Annotated in this window: 13 protein-coding genes; 2 read left to right on the top strand and 11 right to left on the bottom strand. The window is 74.6% G+C overall.

The genetic code is table 11. The features are described from left to right. The 8 genes from HS99_RS38550 to HS99_RS38515 form a co-directional block, all read right to left on the bottom strand. Positions 1-594: Wzz/FepE/Etk N-terminal domain-containing protein (locus tag HS99_RS38550; protein WP_063738019.1), on the bottom strand; the 594-nt coding region annotated here is incomplete at its 3' end. Between the two features lie 46 nt (positions 595-640). After that, positions 641-1,756: a glycosyltransferase gene (locus HS99_RS38545; RefSeq protein WP_030285630.1), complete on the bottom strand. Its 1,116-nt coding sequence runs from the start codon at positions 1,754-1,756 to the stop codon at positions 641-643. Then, on the bottom strand, positions 1,753-2,628 hold the full coding sequence (locus HS99_RS38540) for a polysaccharide deacetylase family protein (protein WP_078938912.1): 876 nt from the start codon (positions 2,626-2,628) through the stop codon (positions 1,753-1,755). The genes HS99_RS38545 and HS99_RS38540 overlap by 4 nt, the downstream gene beginning before the upstream one ends. Then, the gene (locus HS99_RS38535) at positions 2,618-4,447 is read right to left on the bottom strand and encodes a lipid II flippase MurJ (RefSeq protein WP_051835572.1); all 1,830 of its coding nucleotides are present in this window, start codon (positions 4,445-4,447) and stop codon (positions 2,618-2,620) included. The genes HS99_RS38540 and HS99_RS38535 overlap by 11 nt, the downstream gene beginning before the upstream one ends. Continuing rightward, entirely contained in the window at positions 4,444-5,793 is a 1,350-nt protein-coding gene (locus HS99_RS38530; protein ID WP_050366522.1) for an O-antigen ligase family protein, read from the bottom strand. The genes HS99_RS38535 and HS99_RS38530 overlap by 4 nt, the downstream gene beginning before the upstream one ends. Before the next feature lie 6 nt (positions 5,794-5,799). Then, positions 5,800-7,323: a sugar transferase gene (locus tag HS99_RS38525; RefSeq protein ID WP_030554612.1), complete on the bottom strand. Its 1,524-nt coding sequence runs from the start codon at positions 7,321-7,323 to the stop codon at positions 5,800-5,802. 393 nt (positions 7,324-7,716) lie between these two features. After that, a complete protein-coding gene (locus HS99_RS38520) occupies positions 7,717-8,871 on the bottom strand; it encodes a glycosyltransferase (protein ID WP_030285620.1) in 1,155 nt (384 codons plus the stop codon). 176 nt (positions 8,872-9,047) lie between these two features. Further along, positions 9,048-9,488, bottom strand: a complete 441-nt coding sequence (locus HS99_RS38515) for an SRPBCC family protein (RefSeq protein WP_030285618.1) — start codon at positions 9,486-9,488, stop codon at positions 9,048-9,050. Positions 9,489-9,688: 200 nt separating this feature from the next. Between HS99_RS38515 and HS99_RS38510 the strand changes: the two genes are divergently transcribed. Further along, complete coding sequence (locus tag HS99_RS38510; RefSeq protein WP_030285616.1) at positions 9,689-10,585, top strand: HipA family kinase; 897 nt, start codon at positions 9,689-9,691, stop codon at positions 10,583-10,585. Between the two features lie 115 nt (positions 10,586-10,700). On the opposite strand, the gene HS99_RS38505 is transcribed toward HS99_RS38510, so the two are convergent. From HS99_RS38505 to HS99_RS38495, 3 genes are all read right to left on the bottom strand, one after another. Beyond that, positions 10,701-12,191 (bottom strand): S8 family peptidase, encoded by a 1,491-nt coding sequence (locus HS99_RS38505; protein WP_030285613.1) that lies wholly within the window; start codon positions 12,189-12,191, stop codon positions 10,701-10,703. A 249-nt stretch (positions 12,192-12,440) separates the two neighbouring features. Then, positions 12,441-13,604 carry an amidohydrolase family protein gene (locus HS99_RS38500; protein WP_232543132.1) on the bottom strand — a complete coding sequence of 388 codons (1,164 nt, stop codon included), beginning with the start codon at positions 13,602-13,604 and terminating at the stop codon, positions 12,441-12,443. 3 nt (positions 13,605-13,607) lie between these two features. Next, positions 13,608-15,059, bottom strand: coding sequence for a type I glutamate--ammonia ligase (locus HS99_RS38495; RefSeq protein ID WP_078938631.1), 1,452 nt, complete (start codon positions 15,057-15,059; stop codon positions 13,608-13,610). 553 nt (positions 15,060-15,612) lie between these two features. On the opposite strand from HS99_RS38495, the gene HS99_RS38490 reads away from it, so the two are divergent. Further along, complete coding sequence (locus HS99_RS38490) at positions 15,613-17,388, top strand: 3-hydroxyacyl-CoA dehydrogenase family protein (RefSeq protein ID WP_030285607.1); 1,776 nt, start codon at positions 15,613-15,615, stop codon at positions 17,386-17,388. The last annotated feature ends 32 nt before the right edge of the window (positions 17,389-17,420 follow it).

Below are 17,420 nucleotides of genomic sequence, written 5' to 3'. Positions count from 1 at the left end.
CGGAGCCTCAGGGGCCGCTGCCCCGTCGCGGGCCGCGCCGCCGCGCCGACGGGTCATCAGCACCAGCGACCCGAGCAGCAGCCCGGCCGCGGCGCCGACCGCGACGTCCAGCTTGGCGGAGGGTGTGGTCGGCTTGTCCGGCTCGGCGGCCGGGGCCAGCGTCACCAGCCGCACATTGGTGTCCCTGCTGCTGGTGTTGGCGAAGGCGACCAGCGAGCGGGCCACCGCGTCGGCGGTCCGGGCGGCCTCCTGCCCACGGGGCCCGGTGCCGGTGATCTCGATCATCGGCGCGTCCGGAGAGGTCGTCCCGGACACCAGCGACTCCAGCTCGGACCGGGTGTGGCCGGTCTCGGCGGCCGCGACCGCTAGCACCTGGGGCTGGCCCGCGAGCCGCCCGTACGCCTGGGCGAAGTTGGTCGCGGTCCCCGACTCCCCCGGGTTCTGCGGCACCACGAGGACGTAGGCGCTGGCCGAGTACGAGGGGGGCGAGACGACGGCGTACCCGGCGCCGGCCGCGGCGCCCAGCGGCACCGCGAGCGCCACCGGCCACCAGCGGCGCACCAGTTGGCGGGCGCTCCTGCGCGGTGTGGTCATGGGTGTGACTCCTTGGGTCTGGGACGGCGGTACCGGCGGCGGGCGCTCAGACGCGGGCCAGCCGGTCGTAGAGGGCGCCCAGGTCGGCGGCGACCCGGGCGATGTCGTAGTGGCCGACGGCCGGGGGGTGCGGGAGCGGGTCGGAGATGTGGCCGCTGAGCTGTCGCAGGTCCCGCAGCGCGGCGGCGTACGCGGCGGGTTCGGAGGGGATGCGGCGGGCCTGCGGGGCGGCGCTGGGCGGCAGTTCGTCCAGCGCCGGGCAGGCGCTGTGCCGCACCGGCAGCCCGGCCGCGAGGCCCTCCAGGACGCCGAGGCCGAAGGTCTCCGCGGTGGAGGGGGCGGCCAGCACGTCCATGGCGGCCAGCAGGTCGGGCACGTCGTCGCGCTCGCCGGTGAGCACCAGCCGCTCCCGGACGCCGAGTTCGGTGGCCCGGCGCTCCAGTTCGGCCCGCTCGGGGCCCTCCCCGACCAGCACCAGCCGGGTCGCCGGGTCGAGGTCGACGAGCGCCGCCAGCAGCACCTCGAAGCGCTTGCCGGGGACCAGCCGACCGACCCCGCCGACCACCCAACTGCCCTCCGGCAGGCCGAGTTCGGCCCGGACCCGGCCGCGGGCGGCGGACCGCTCGGCGGGCGGGCGGCGGTAGCCGGCGGTGTCGATGCCGTTGGGGATCAGCTCGATCCGGGTCGGCGGGACGCCCCAGGACCGCAGCGTCTGGGCGACCTGCCGGGAGACCGCGACGGTGGTGCTGCCGAGCCGCTCGGCGGCCAGGTAGAGGCCCTTGACGCCCCGGGTGACCGGCCGGCCCTCGATCACCCCGGCGTGCAGCGAGTGCTCGGTGGAGACCACCGCCCGCACCCCGGCCAGCCGCGCGGCCAGCCGGCCGTACAGCTGGGCGCGGTAGAGGTGGGTGTGCACCAGGTCGTACCGGCCGGCCCGGACCAGCCGGACCAGCCGGGGCAGCGCGCCGAGGTCACGGTTGCCGCGCATGGCGAGGTGGTGGACGGTCACCCCGTCGGCGCGCAGCGCGTCGGCGACCGTGCCGGGATTGGTCAGGGTGAGCACCTCGCAGCGCTGGTGCGGCGGCAAGTGGCGCAGCAGCAGGTGGAGTTGGCGCTCGGCGCCGCCCGAGGCGAGCCCGGTGACGATGTGCAGCACCCTCACGACCGGCGCTCCGTGACCGCCCGCTCGGCGCGGGTCCCACGGCGGCGTCTCAGCTCGGTGAAGGCGTCCCGCAGCCGGTGCCGGCCCTTCTTGGCGCGCAGCCGCCAGGCGCCGTCGCGGTCGCCGACGTAGCAGCGGGGCAGGGCGAAGCGGCCGGTGAGCGGGGAGTGGGCGATGGCGCAGGCGTAGTCGTACCCGGCGTCGCGCACGGCCAGGGCGGCGGGCGCGTCGACGGCGCCGTACGGGTAGCAGAAACCGGTGACCGGACCGCCGACCACCTCCTCCAGCAGCCGCCGGCTCTCCCGGGTCTGCACCGCGAGGACGTCGGCGGCCAGGCCGGGCAGCGCCCGGTGGCCGAGGCCGTGCGAGCCGATCTCCCAGCCCGCCACGGCGAGTTCGGCGACCTCCTCGACGGTGAGCAGCTTCTTGCGCGGCCCCTCGGTGTCCCAGCCGTTGTCCTGTCCGAGGAGGTCGGCGACCACGTACGCGGTGGCGGTGAAGCCGTACGCCTGCAGGATCGGCACGGCGTAGCGGGCGAAGTCCGCGTATCCGTCGTCGAAGGTGAGGCCGACCAGCTTGTCGTCCCGCCCGTGGGCCCGGGCCCGCATCAGCTCCCGGACCGAGACCCCGCGCCGCCCGCGCTTGTGCAGCCAGGCGATCTGCTCGGCGAACCGCTCGGGGCTGACGGTGAGTTGGTACGGGTCCTCCTCCTCGACCGTCACCGAGTGGTACATCAGGATCCACGGCGAGGAGGAGCCGGGGTCGGCGGGTTCGCCGACCGGACGGCGGCTCCTGGGCAGTCGCGCCCGGTCGGGCGGGGCGTTGGTGACGCCCGCCCGGGCCGAACGGACGGTTCCCCGTTCATTGTCCATCGGGAAACTTCCCTTCATCGGCGACGGTTGGCGGGTCCAGTGCCTCTCCGGCGGATCCCGTCGGATCGGCGACTGACGACAACGCGGCGAGCGGCGCGCCCGGGCGCCGCGGTCCCGGCGAGGTCCGCCGGAGGGGCCCGCGCCCGAGGGCCCGGGCGGCGGCGAGGACCGGGCCGCGCACCTCGCGCGCTCCGAGCCCGGTGCCGACGACGCCGAACGCCAGCACCACGGTGAGGCCCCCGAGGAGGGTCGAGAACAGCGGGTCGGCGGCCAGGCCGGCGGCGGCGGCGCCCAGTGCGGTGGCCCCGGCGGCGGTGACCACCAGCCGGACGTGGCCGCCGAGCACCCGGGGCAGCCGCAGCGGGATGCCGCGCAGCACCAGGCCGCGCAGCAGCAGCACGGAGGTGGTGGTGATTCCGGCCGCGTTGCCGGCGGCCAGGCCGAGGGCGCCGAAGCGGGGCGTGGCGAGCAGGCCGACGGCGACGGTCACCCCGAGGCCCAGCAGCATCGCGGCGAGCGGGTACCAGTCCAGCAGCCGGCGGCCACCGTCCTCGGCACGCGGGTCGCCGGCCCGGCGGACCACCGGCCGTAGCGAGAAGTACGGGCGGATCATCACGCCGGTCAGCGCCTGGGCCGGCAGGCCGAAGCTGTACACCCGGATGACGGCGGCGGTGGCGGCGGTGTCCTGGGGGCCGAAGGCGCCGCGCTGGAACAGCAGCGAGACCACCGAGGGAGCGCAGGCCATCAGGAAGGCGGTGCCGAGCAGGACGACCGCGGCGGCCTGGCCGAGGTCCTTCTCGACCCGGTCGCGGGCGGCCGTGAGGTCCCCCGCCGCGAGTGCCCGGGCGACCAGCGGGAAGGTGACGGTGCAGATCAGGATGCCCGCCGTCATGGCGAGTTGGGAGACCTTGGCGGCGTAGTTCAGGTGCGAGATGGTGCCGGGCGGCAGCGCCGAGCCGAGGTAGCGCTCGACGAAGACCTGGGACTGGCGGGTCAGCGTGAACGCCGCCACCGGCAGCAGGGCCAGCGGCATCAGCACCAGGGCGTTGCGGCCCCGCCGACCGCGGCCGGTCTGGCCGGCCCGCAGGCGGCGCAGGAACGGGCCGACCAGCAGACCGGCCATCAGCAGGCTGCCGAACGCCACGCCGAGCGCGGCGGAACGCACGCCGAGCAGGCCGTGGAAGCCGAACAGCAGGGCCAGGATGCCGAGGTTGTAGACGACGTAGATGGCGGCCGGGGCGGTGAAGCCGTGGTGGGCGCGCAGCGCGGCGGCCAGGTAGCCGGCCACACCGAAGGGCAGCACGGTGATCGCGGTGATCCGGGTGCAGACGACGGCCAGGCGCGGGTCGGGCAGGCCGGGCGCGAGCAGCTCGACCAGCTGGGGGGCGCCCAGGGCGGCGACCAGGGCCAGCCCGCTGAGCGCCAGCAGCAGCCAGGGCAGGGTGGCGCGGACCAGGTGGCGGACCGGGTCGGGGGCGTCCGGGTCCTCCTCGCGCAGCACCAGGGCGAGGGCGAAGGCGGGCACCATGAGGAACGACATGGCGTCCTCGATCAGCAGCGGTGCCGCCGTCTCGGGGACGGTCCAGGCGACCAGGAAGGCGTCGGTGCCCTGGCTGGCGCCGAAGTAGCGCGCCAGCAGGAGGTCGCGCAGCAGCCCGAGGCCGGAGCCCGCCGCGCTGAGCACGGCGGTGATGCCGAAGGCCTTGGCGAGGAAGCCGCTCCGGGGCGCCCGGTCGGGCCCGGGGACGGCGGCCTGGACGGGGGCGCTGCGCGGGGCGGGGAGGGTGCGGGTGAGCGCGGCCGGCTGGTCCGTGGTCACAGTGGCATCGCCCGCCCGTCGCTTCCGGCGGGCTCCGGGCCGGCCGCCCCCTGGAGGGCCGCACGCGCCGCCAGGCCGAGGACGACCGAGGTCAGCACGGTGGTGGTGCCGCCGATGTCGGCGTAGAGGAAGTCGACCAGCACCCAGGTGAGCAGGGCGAGAGCGGCGAGAACCGTGTCCCGGCGGTGGCGGAGGCAGCCGAGCAGCAGGGCGAGGAAGAGCGCGGCGTACGCGGTGATGCCGATCAGGCCCTGCTCGCTGAGCACCAGGAAGTACATGTTGTGCGGGGAGAGCAGCGGTTCGCGCTGGAAGCCGATGGTGGAGTCGGCGGCGTCGCTGCCGGAGGACAGCCGCAGCGGGGCGTGGCTGTCGCGCAGTTCGGGGAAGGCCTTCGGGCCGGCGCCGTGGACGGGGTGGTCCTGCCAGATCCGTCCGGCGGTGGCCCACAGGTCGTAGCGGTCGGAGACGGACTGGTCGGGCGCGGCGGAGACCGAGCCGATCGAGCTGAGCCGCTCGGTGACGCCGGAGGCGCCGAGGCCGAGGCCGCCGACCAGGACGACGGCGGCGGCCAGGCCCAGCACGGCGCCGCGGACCAGCAGCCGGGCGTCGGCGCGCAGCAGCAGCACGGTGGCGGCGACGCCGGTGGCGATCCAGCTGCCCCGGCTGAAGGAGACGGCGAGCGGGAGGACGAGGAAGGCCGCGGCGGCGAACATCGCCCGCCGGAGCCGGGCGTTGCCGCCCTCGCCGCGTTCGCCGAGGGCCAGGGCCAGGGCGGCGAGCAGTCCGTAGCTGACCACGGTGGACATCGCCATGATGTCCAGCGCGCCGAAGGTTCCGACGGCCCGGATCGGCTGGCCGGTGTAGGAGGCGCCGGTGCGGGTGAGGTACTGGTTCGCGCCGACCACGCCCTGGATCAGGGCGGCGAGCACGAAGGAGCCGAGGACCAGCCGCTGGTCGGTGCGGTCGCGCAGCGCGCAGAGCACGGCGACGGGCACCAGGACGAACACCTGGGTGAGCCGGACGAAGCCGGTGAGGCTGGTGGCCGGGTCGATCGAGCCGACGGTGGCGACGGCGGCGGCGGCGGCGATGCCGCCGAACAGCACTCCGGTGGTGCGGGTGATCGCGGGCAGCCGTCCGCGCAGCAGGTTGACCGCGGTGAGCGCGACCAGGGCGAGCGAGGCGACGTCGGCGGCGGTCACGTGGACGGCCGCGGTGACGTCCTTTTCCCCGGCGGGCACGCAGACCAGCAGGACGGTCGCCGCGGCGAGCAGGCTCGGCCGGTCCGCGAGCGCGGGCAGGGCCCGCCGTAGGGTCGGACGCGGAAGGGCCGGAAGGGTCAGGTCCACGCCGGGTCAGCTCCCGTCCGGGTGGAGCATCAGGGCGGCCGTGCGGCAGAGGATCTTGACGTCCTGCCAGAGGCTCCAGCTCTCGATGTAGCGGTTGTCGAACCGGGCCCGGTCCTCGATCGAGGTGTCCCCGCGCAGGCCGTTGACCTGGGCGAGGCCGGTGAGGCCGACCGGGACGCGGTGTCGGTCGGCGTACTCGGGGTAGGCCTGGCTGAACCGCATGACGAAGTACGGGCGTTCGGGGCGCGGGCCGACCAGGCTCATGTCGCCGCGCAGGACGTTCCACAGCTGCGGCAGTTCGTCGAGCGAGCTCTTGCGCAGCAGGCGGCCGACGGCGCCCATCCGGTGGTCCTGGGCGATGTTCCAGCGGGTCGCCGACTCGTGCTCGTTGCTGGGGCGCAGGGTGCGGAACTTCAGGACGGTGAAGACCCGGCCGTCCAGGCCGGTGCGCTGCTGGCGGAAGAGCACCCCGGGGCCGGTGTCGAAGCGGACGGCGAGGGCGCACAGCGCGAGGACGGGGGCGAGCAGCAGCAGGCCGGTCCCGGCGGCGGTGACGTCCAGGGCGCGCTTGACGGCCCAGCCGGGGCGGCGCATCGCGGGGCTGCCGAGCCGTAGGCAGGGGAAGCCCCACAGGTGGTCGCCGCCGGCGATCGGGGCGGTGGGCAGGGAGCCGTGTTCGCGCAGCGCGGGCACCAGCCAGACCTGGCAGCCCAGCCGGACGGCGTCGCGCAGGGTGGCGGCGGTCTCGGCCTCGTCGGCGGCCCCGGCGGTGGCGATCACGTGATGGATCCGGTGCCGGTGGACCTCGCGCTCCAGCGCCTCGCGGCCGCCGAGGACGGGCAGGTCGGTGCCGCCGGCGAGCAGCGGGGGGTCGGCGTCCAGGAAGCCGACCGGGCGCATGCCGTACTCGCCGTGCTCGCGGAGGGCGGCGGCGACCGTGCGGCCCAGCCGGCCGGCGCCGAGCACCAGGACGGGGCTGGGGCGGCCGCGGCGGATCCGCCGGACCAGGTGGTAGAGGAAACCGCGGCCGACGGCGGCGATGAGCAGTTGGGCGCCGAGCAGGACGGTGAGGCGGGCCGGGGTGGCCGGGCCGCAGTCGGGCCAGCGGCCGTCCAGGCAGCCGGCCAGGGTGACGGCGAAGGCGGTCGCGACCACGGCCCTGACGGCCAGGGCGGGCAGTTCGTCCAGGACGGACAGGGTGAGCCGGGTGCGGTAGAGGCCGCCGGCCAGGTTGAGCACCAGGAGCAGGGGCAGGACGGCGGCGGCGCCGACCAACGGGGCGAGCGGGACGGTCGGGTCCATGACCCGGTTGGCGATGCCGGTGCCGGTGCACAGCGCGATCGCGTCGACCTGGACCAGCGCGAGCGGCAGGGCGAGCCGGGAGCGGGTCGTCCTGCGGTGCCGACGGGGCGACGGCACGGCCCGGGTGTACGCCGCCCCGGTCGGCCGGTCGAGCAGCCCGGTGGCGGGCAGACGAGGGCCGGACAGGGGCCCGCCGGATCGCGGCACACTCTCGTGGTCAATGGTCATCAGCGCACGAACTCCCCTGCTGTGTGCCCGGGGTGACGACCCCCCGGCGCCGATGGGCGAGGAGCGGCCGTCCCGGCCCGGTGGGCGCGGTCCTGACAGCACCTGCCATCGCTGGCGGCTCTCGGTGGTCCCGCGGAGGGGCCGGTCGCGGAACTGCCGGTCACCTTGGAAACGGCCGCGAGGGGCCCGGACGCGAATTTCCGGGACGAAATCGAAACGAGGCAGGCAAAATCCGACGATACCGAACCTGTCGATGGCGGCCGGAAGTTGACTTGCCGTTTCATTCCAGCCGCCCATTAATAGGTATTACGGATTTAACGCCTCGCCCTTATCCGGTTGAGGGTGCGAATACTCCGGCGCCGGAACGGCGGGGATTCACGGCATGTGAAACGATCAGATCCGCTCTGGGACACGGGCCCGGCGCCGTCCGGCCGCCGGTCCGGCGCCCAGCAGATCGCGGTACAGGGCGTCCACCTGTTCGACCACGGTACGGACGTCGTGCCGGGCGACCACGTGGTCCCGGAGCCGGGCACCGCGTCGCTCGCACTCGATCGGATCGGACAGCGCTTCCGCCATCCGGGTGGCGAGGGCCCCCACCCCCTCGGACGGCACCACCGACAGCGCCCGCTCCGCCTGCGGCAGGCACTCCCGGGCGCCCGGGACGTCGGTCAGCAGCACCGGACGGGCGGCCGCCATCGCCTCCAACGGCGCCAGCGCCATGCCCTCCCAGCGCGAGGGCAGCACCACCAGGTCGGCCGCCGCCAGCCACGGCCGCGGATCCGGCACGTCCCCGACCAGCCGGACCCGGCACGGCTCGGCCGACTCCCGGACCGTCTCCGCCATCCGCTGCTGCTCCGGCCCGCCGCCGACCAGCGCCAGCCGGGCCCGCGGCACCCGACGCAGCACCTCCGGCCAGGCGGCCAGCAGCACGTCCTGGCCCTTCTGCCGGCACAGCCGCCCGACGCAGACCGCCAGCGGGGCGTCCAGGTCCAGCCCGAGCGCGATCCGGGCGGCCCTGCGGTCGGCCGGCGCGTAGTGGCGGACGTCCACGCCGTTGGGCACCACCGCCCAGTCGGCGTGCACTCCGGCGGCCACCCCGTCCGCCCGCTCCTGGACACTGACGCACAGCAGCCGGTGTGCCCAGCGGGTCGCGAAGCGCTCCCAGCGCAGGGTGGCGGCGGCCATCGGGCCGTCCACGGCGGCGAAGGACCAGGCGTGCGGCTGGAAGACGGTCGGCACCGCGCCTCGCACGGCCAGCCGGCCGGCCAGCCCGGCCTTGGCGCTGTGCAGGTGGACCACGTCGGGCACGGCGGCCCGGACGATCCGGCGCAGCCGCCAGGCCTCGGCGGCGGTGGCCGGGCCGGGCGAGCGGTCGGCGGACCAGTCCCGGACCAGCGCGCCCACGGCGGCGGCCTCCTCGGCCAGCCGCCCGCCGCGCGGGCAGGCGACCAGCACCCGGTGCCCGGCCTCGCGCTGCCCCCGGGCCAGATCGGCGACGACGCGGGCGACTCCGCCGTCCACCGGCTGCGAAATGTGAAGGATCGTCATATGCACGGCGGCGAGCCTAGGGTGGCTCCCCCGTGCCGGGCGGCCCCCGTCACCCGCAGGTGGCGGGCCGTCCACCCGTACGGCTTGCGGCTCGTACGGGCGGACGAGCTGCTCGAAACTCCGGGCGATTCACCCGGTTCTCCGGAACGGCTGGTACTCCGGCCGGGTCGGCCGGGTCAGCGGACCTCGGCGGCCAGGTTGGCCAGCACCTGGTCGTGGATCCGGTTCAGGCCCTTGGGGGCGAAAGTGCGCTCGAAGAAGCCGCCGATGCCGGTGGCGCCCTGCCAGGTGGCGGTGACGGTGACCTTGGAGCGGCCCTCGCCGGCGGCCGCGACCGTCCAGGTGATCACCATGCTGGAGTTGGCGTCCTTCTCCACCAGCTGGTCCGGCTTCGGCGCCGAGACGGTGAACAGGCAGTCGCGCACCCGCTTCTCGGTGGCCTGCAGCTTCCAGTGCACCTGGGTGCCGGCGCCGGTGCCGCCGACCCGCACCTCGTACTCGCTGTACTGCGCCGGCAGCAGCTTCGGGCGGGTCACCTGGTAGTCGGCCAGCGCCTCGTACACCCGCTCGGGCGCGGCGTCGTAGACCCGCTCGGTGGTGGCCTGCACCTGTCCCATGACCTTGCTCTCCTCGTGTGGTGGGTACCGGTCCCCGGACCGTTCTCACCGGCAAGCCAATCACAGCGGCACCGCGCCCACGCGGCGGGATAGGCATCACCGGCCCGGGTGGCCACAGGCGTCACGACCACGGCATTCGAACGGACCGACAGCAGCCCCTGGCTACACCGATCCGCTATCAACGAATTAGGGTGGCCGGTGTGCTCGATCTGGTGACTGCGCTGCGCTACGTGGACCCGCTGCGTGCCGGGGGCTCGGTGCCCGGGGTCGTGGAGACCGACGACCTGGGGACGTACGTGGTCAAGTTCACCGGTGCCGCGCAGGGCCGCAAGGCGCTGGTGGCCGAGGTGATCGTCGGTGAACTGGCCCGGCGGCTCGGGCTGCGGGTGCCGGAGCTGCGGCTGGTGGACTTCGATCCGGTGGTGGCCGCGGACGAGCCGGACACCGAGATCCAGGACATGCTCAAGGCCAGCGCCGGCCTCAACCTCGGGATGGACCTGCTACCCGGGGCCGCGGACTACCGGCCGGGGATGATCCGGGTGGACTCCGCCGAGGCCGGGCGGGTGGTCTGGCTGGACGCGCTCACCGGCAACGTCGACCGCACCGTGCACAACCCCAACCTGGTGGTCTGGCACGGGCGGCTCTGGCTGATCGACAACGGCGCCGCGCTGATCTTCCACCACCGCTGGGCCACCGCCGAGGCCTCCGTCGGCAAGCGGTACGACCTCAGCGCCCACGCGCTCGGCGCCTGCGCCCCGGACGTCCGGCTGGCCGACGAGGATCTCGGGCCGCTGGTCACGGTCGAGCTGCTGGAGCAGGTGGTGGCGCTGGTCCCGGACGAGTGGCTGGCCGGCGAGCCCGGCTTCGACTCGGTGGACGCCGTCCGGCGCGCGTACGTCACCCACCTGGCCGCCCGGGCGGTCCTCTCCGAGGCGTGGCTGCCGGAGGGCTTCGCCACTGCCGAGCAGCTGCGCGAGGCGGAGCTGCGGCGTGCGGCCCGCACCCGGGCCGGTCGGCCGGCCTGGCTGCAGGAGGTGCCGGACCTGCACGGCAAGCCGTCGGTGGAGACGGTCTGGGAGCACCACTTCGAGGGCTGAGGCGCCGCCGGGTACCGGTGCCGGAACGCAGCCGGGGAGCGGGGCCCGTGGCCCCGCTCCCCGGCTCAGCACTCGTTGCTCAGCGCTTGGTGGTCAGCGCTTGGTGGTCAGCGCGTCAGCGCCACCACTGGACCGCCTTCTCTGCGTTGATGATGCCCGCGCCGTAGAAGCCGTTGTCGTCCGCGCCGCCCTCGCAGGTCGCCGTGAACTGGCCGGTGTTGCCCGGGTTGTACACGCCCTTCGGGCAGGCGTGGGACTCGGCCTGGTTGGTGAGCAGCTCGGTCAGCTCGTCCGGGCTGGCCCACGGGAAGGTGCTGGCGAGCAGCGCGACCACGCCGGTGACGTGCGGGGTGGCCATCGAGGTGCCCTGCATGTACCCGTACTTGTTGCCCCGGATGGTCGACAGGATGCGACCGTTCTTGTCCGGGGTGTTCGGGATCTGGTAGCGGGCGTCACCGCCCGGCGCGGCGACGGTGACGACGCCCTTGCCGTAGCTGGAGTAGTACGACTTGTCGCCGTTGACCCCTACCGCGGAGACCGCGACCACGCCGGGCAGCTCGGTCGGCAGCGACAGGCAGTCGTTGGTGATCGGGCGGCTGCCGGGCTTGGTGTCGTCCGGGCTGGAGACGTCGGTGGTCTTGTGCGCCAGGTCGATGTTCTCGTTGCCCGCGGCGGCGACGTTCAGGACGCCCTTGCGCTGCGAGAAGGCGACGGCCTTGCGGATCGCGTCCGAGATCGCGGCCTGGTCCTTGTCGTTCGGGCAGTTGAACATCCACGGGTCGACGTAGTAGCTGTTGTTCGTCACCTTGAAGCCGTGCTCGCCGGCCCAGACGAAGCCGCAGACCGCGTTCTCCGGGTAGATGAAGCCACCGTCGTCGACGACCTTGACCGCGGCCAGCTTCACGTTGGGGGCGATGCCGATGACGCCCTTGCCGTTCTTGGCCGCGGCGATGGTGCCGGCCACGTGGGTGCCGTGGTCGCTGGTGGTCGGCTGCCAGGCCTTCCAGTCGGTGTTCGTCCTGCCGTCGATGCAGGAGACCGACTGCGAGGCGTCCACGTTGGCCGCCAGGTCCTCGTGGGTGGCGTCGATGCCGGAGTCCAGCACGCCGACGGTGACGTTGCGGCTGCCGAGCGAGAGCTTGTGAGCCTTGTCGACACCGATCTGGCGCATGTCCCACTGGTTGGGCTCGTACGGCTCCTGGCCGTCGGCAGCGGCGGCGGCGCCGGTCGGCTCGGCGGCGACGTCGGCGTTGCCCTGGTCCGAGGCGAGGATGCCCTTGGTACGGCTGGCGCCGACGGAGTCGACGCCCTTGGCCAGGCGCAGCTTCTCCGCGAACTTGGTGTCGTTCGAGCGGGCGACCACGACGCCGACCTGCTCGTAGGACTGGACCACCGTGCCGCCGAGGCCGGTGATGGCCTTCTCGACCTTCTGCACCTGGCCGTGGTTGGCCTTGGTGTTGACGACGTAGCTGAGCAGCGGACCGGTCGTCGAGTCGCCGGTGGGCGCCGCGACGGCGGTGCCGGCCGGGAGCGCGAGGGCGCCGGCGGTGGCGAGCACGAGGCCCACTGCCGCGTACCGGGTCCGGCTGATCCGAGGAACTCTCATTGGGGTTGGCCCTCCCGAGTCGTCAAGCGGCAGCTGCGGTGCGGCAGGTGCGCTGGGATGACCGGGACGTTAATGAATATTCGCTGAAAAGCGCAAGAGGTAGTCATCTAATCGTCACATCTCAACCAACAGCGTCGGTTAGCGCTCCATCGGCCAACAACCGCAACAGAGCGGAAGATTGTTAAAAAGTGATGGTTCGCCGACGGGACGACCTGACTGGTCATGTACGCGAAGAGCAGCCGGAAGCGCCTACCGGAGCGCGTACAACCGGCGCGCATTGTCCGCGGCGATCAGCCGCGCCAGCCGCCGGGCGTCCGGCGCCGAACAGGCGCCCCCCGCCTGCCAGTCGGAGAGCAGCATGCCCAGTCCGTACCGGAACTGTGCGGCGCCCACCGAGAACAGTTCGGGAAGTCCGTAGGCATCGGTGGAGAACAACAGTTTTCCGAACGGCACGAGTTCGAGCATCTCGCCGAGCACCGCCGCCACCCGCGGCCCGGTGTAGGAGGCCGTCAGCCCGAGATCCGTGTACACCGTCGGAAAGGCCTGGGCCAGCCAGGCGGCCTGCCGGTGGTACGGATAGCCGTGCAGCAGCACCAGCGGGACGCCGCTCGGCTCGGCGGCGCGGACGAAGTCGGCCAGCAGGGACGGGTCGGCGCGGTGCAGGGTGAGGTCGGGATCGCCGAAGCCGGTGTGGAGCTGGAGCGGCAGGCCCAGCTCGGCACAGACGTCCACGGCCGTCCACAGCAGGTGGTGCAGCAGCACAGGGTCGGCCAGCCGGGCGCGTCCGTCGCGCAGTCGGGCCCCGGCGGCGGCCACCACGGCCGGGCGCGCGGGCCGTTCGGCCGGTACGGCCAGGCCGTACCGGTAGGCGAGCACCGACTTGACCGCGACCGCGCCGGTGGCGGCCGCCGCCAGCGCCTCGCCGACGGCCCGCGGCCAGTCCTCGGCGCCGGACGCCACCGTCTCGGCCACCGACTCCAGCCGGACCACCTCCCGCACCACCGCTCCGGTGGCCCCGGCGAGTTCGGTCAGCGGCAGCAGCTCGCGGCCCGCGGCGGCGGTCAGCCCGGTGTCCACCAGGCAGGTGTCCAGCCGGGCGGCCGCGAGCAGCCGGCGGGTCGCCTCGGCGGCGCCCAACTCGCGCCGCCGGGCCAGGTACTCGGCCGCCGGAGCGTGCGCGGGCAGGCCGAGCACGGGCGGGCACCAGCGCCGCACGGCCAGGCCGAGCGCGCTGTCGAAGGGCGAACAGCCGGGCGCGGGCGGCCGGTCGGACTCGGTGAGCAGCCCGGCCAGGGCGTCGTCGGTGAGTTCGGCGGCCACCACGCTGTGGCAGTGGTGGTCGACCAGCACCCCGACCTCCGGAAGCCGGTTCTCCGGGACCTCCGGGACCTCCGGGACCTCCGACCGGGCCACCGGTCAGTACCTCCAGCGCGTCGCCGCGACCAACTCCTCGGGGCCGGCGTCCGCGTACTGCTCGGCCTCGGCCCGGCGCACCGCCAGCACGGCCTGGTGGAGCGGCTCGCCGAGCGCCCCGCGCAGCACCGCCGAGCGCTCGTACGCGGCGATCGCCTCGGCCGGGCCCTGCGGCAGTCGGGGCACCGTTCCGGGCTCGGCGGCGGCCGGATCACCGGTGAACTCGGGGGGCAGCACGTGGCGTTGCTCCAGCCCGGCGAGGCCGGCGGCGATCACCGCGCCGACCGCCAGGTACGGGTTGGCGCTCGCGTCAAAGCACTTGACCTCGGCGTTCGCGGTGGCGGCCCGCTCCCCGGTGGAGCCGGTGACCAGGCGCAGCGCGGCCTCACGGTTCTCCAGGCCCCAGCACTGGTACGCCCCGGCCCAGTGCGAGGGCACCAGCCGCAGGTACCCGGCGGGGCTGGAGCAGCCCAGCACCAGGAGTTCGGGCAGCGCCTGGAGCACCCCGGCGAGGAAGCCCTCGGCCTCGGCCGTCAGCCCGTGCGGACCGGAGCCGCCGTGGCCGAGGTTGCGGCCGTCCCGCCAGAGGCTGAGGTGCAGGTGCCCGCCGTTGCCGACCCCGTCGGGCTCGACCACGGGGGCGAAGGACGTCCGCAGGCCGTACTTGGCGGAGACGGCGCGGACGGTCTGCCGGACCAGGACGGAGGTGTCGGCGGCGCCGACCGGGCCCTCGGGGGCGACCGAGACCTCGAACTGGCCCGGGGCGTACTCGGGGTGGATCTGCAGCACGCCGAGCCCCTGTTCGCCGAGGGCGCGCACGACGTCCCGCAGGTAGTCGGAGAGGTCGGTGAGCCGGTGCATGCCGTAGGCGGGGCCGTGCGTCGGGTACTGCGGCGGCTCGTTCGGGGGGCCGGCCAGGGCGACCACCCACTCCACCTCGATGCCGGCCTTGAGGCTCAGCCCGCGGGCGGCGGCCGCGGCCTCCATCCGGCGGGCGAACAGCCGTTGGCAGCCGGGGTGCGGGACGCCGTCCTGGGTGTGGCGGTCCCCCGGGGCCCAGGCCCAACCGGGCTGGGCGGCCAGCGGGACGAGCCGGTCGAGGTCGGGGTAGAGCCTGAGGTCCCCGGTGGGGCCGCCGATGACCGGGCTGGTGGTGATGGCGTCGTCGGCGAGGAACACGTCGAAGCAGGGCGCGGTGCCGACGCCCCACTCGGCCGCGTGCACCAGGCCGCTGAGCGGCACGGCCTTGACCCGGGTGATGCCGGCGTTGTCCACCCAGGTGACGGCCACCGCCTCGACGGCGGCGGTGCGCAACCGGTCGACCGCCTCCTGGGCCCGTGCGGCGCGCTCGGCCCGCGGGGACAGCGCGACGGCGGCCGCGAGGGCGGCCTCGGACGCGCCGGGGCCGGACGGCTCGGCGGGGTCGGCGGCCTGGGAGGCGGTGACGGTGCCCATGCCACCATGCTGCCCCGCCGACGGGGTGCCGGTAACTCCCCTATCGAGTGGAACAAACGGACGCCCGTCCGCCCGTTCACTCGTTGGGGGAGCCACTGCTCGGCGCGGCGCGGGCCACCGACTCCCCTGCGGTGATCCGCCCCAGGGCGTTCGGTTTTCCGCCCCGCCCCCTTCCTACCGGCGAGTAGCTTCGCTACAGTGGCCGCACGCACCACCGCCGGGCTTCGGGAGCCGCACCGGCGGGAGGTCGCGGTCGCCGTGTCTGCGGCACCCGCGCGGTGCGTCTTCACCGGCCGGTGCCGCGAACCGCGGCGGGCCGGGTTTCCCTCCTCGTATCAGCGTCGCTTCCTTCACCTTCGAGCGCCTGAGTACCACGGCACACCCCGCAGTTCGGCCGGAGCGGACCGGCCGACGCCGGGTTGCCGGACCCGTCATCTCCCCAAGCCCCCGCGCGTGGACCCTCCTCCGGCGGCGGCCGCCCCCGTTTCGCCGACGGGCGCGGTGGCCCGCCCGTCGGAGCACGCGCGGGCCCTTCATGACTAGGAGTCAGGACATGGAGCGTCCCTTCCCCACCGTGGCCGTCGTCGGCCTCGGCACGATGGGTACCGGCGTCGCGGTCGCGGTCGCCAGGAGCGGCCGCCGGGTGATCGGCATCGAGGCCACCGAGGACTCGGCCGCCCGGGCACTGGCCCGGATCGAGGAGGCGACCGCGCACGCGGTCGACCGGGAGCGGATCACCGCCGCGGAGCGCACCGCGCTGCTGGCCCGGATCACGGTCGGGCACGCGCTGACGGCCGCCGCCGAGGCGGACCTGGTGATCGAGGAGGTCCCCGAGCAGCTGGAGCTGAAGCGGGAGGTCTTCGCCGAGCTGGACCGGATCTGCCCCGAGGGCACGGTGCTGGCCACCGGCACCACCGCCCTGTCGGTGACCCGGATCGCGGCCGCGACCGCCCGTCCGGAGCGGGTGCTCGGCCTGCACTTCTTCAACCCGGTGCACACCATGAAGCTGGTCGAGGTGGTGCGCACCGTGCTGACCTCCCCGCAGACGGCCGAGGACGCCGCCGCCTTCGCCCGGGACCTGGGCAAGGAGCCGGTGGCGGCCGGGGACCGGGCCGGGTTCGTGGTGAACGGCCTGCTGTTCGCGTACCTGAACCAGGCCGCCGCGATGTACGAGTCCAAGTACGCCTCCCGGGAGGACATCGACGCCGCGATGCGGCTCGGCTGCGGGCTGCCGATGGGCCCGCTGGCGCTGCTGGACCTGATCGGCGTCGACACCGCGCGCACCGTGCTGGAGGCGATGTACGAGCAGTCCCGCGACAAGCTGCACGCTCCCGCGCCGATCCTCGGCCAGCTGGTCTCGGCCGGGCTGCTGGGCCGCAAGTCCGGCCGCGGCTTCTACACCTACGAGGCGCCGGGCTCGTCCAGGGCCGTGGACGCGGCGACCGGACCGGCCCGCGCCAAGGTGCCCGGCCGCGCCGTGCACACGGTCGGGGTCTGCGGCTCCGGCACGATGGCCACCGGCATCGCCGAGGTGTTCGCCAAGGCCGGGCACCCGGTGCTGCTGGCCGCCCGCAGCCAGGAGAAGGCCGACCGGGCCAAGGCGCAGCTCGCGAGGTCGCTGGAGCGCTCGGTCACCAAGGGCCGGCTGAGCGGGGACCAGCGGGACGCCGCGCTGGCGCTGGTCACCCCGGTCGGCCAGTACTCCGAACTGGCCGAGGTGGACCTGGTGGTCGAGGCGGTCGCCGAGGACCTGGCGGTCAAGCGGGAGCTGTTCGCCATCCTGGACAAGATCGTCCGGCCGGGCGCGGTGCTCGCCACCACCACCTCCTCGCTGCCGGTGATCAGCTGCGCGACCGCCACCTCGCGGCCGCAGGACGTGATCGGCATGCACTTCTTCAACCCGGCCCCGGCGATGAAGCTGGTCGAGGTGGTCTCCACCGTGCTGACCGCCCCGGACGTCACCGCGACGGTGCTGGAGCTGACCGCGAAGGTGCGCAAGCACCCGGTGGAGTGCGGCGACCGGGCCGGTTTCATCGTCAACGCGCTGCTGTTCCCGTACCTAAACGACGCGGTTCGGATGCTCCAGGAGCACTACGCGACGGTGGACGACATCGACACCGCGATGAAGCTGGGCTGCGGCTACCCGATGGGCCCCTTCGAGCTGCTGGACGTGGTCGGCCTGGACGTCTCGCTGACCATCGAGCAGGTGCTGCACCAGGAGTTCCGCGAGCCGGGCCTGGCCGCCGCGCCGCTGCTGGAGCACCTGGTGGCGGCGGGCTGCCTGGGCCGCAAGACCGGCCGCGGCTTCCGCGACCACGCGCGCCGGTGACCACGGCACGGGCCGGGGGCGGGCAGCTGCCG

Origin of the sequence: Kitasatospora aureofaciens (assembly GCF_001188955.3) — a bacterium.
Taxonomy (GTDB): Bacteria; Actinomycetota; Actinomycetes; order Streptomycetales; family Streptomycetaceae; genus Kitasatospora; species Kitasatospora aureofaciens.
The sequence above is the reverse complement of the archived record's forward strand: the minus strand, read 5'-3'. Positions and strand labels throughout refer to the sequence as shown.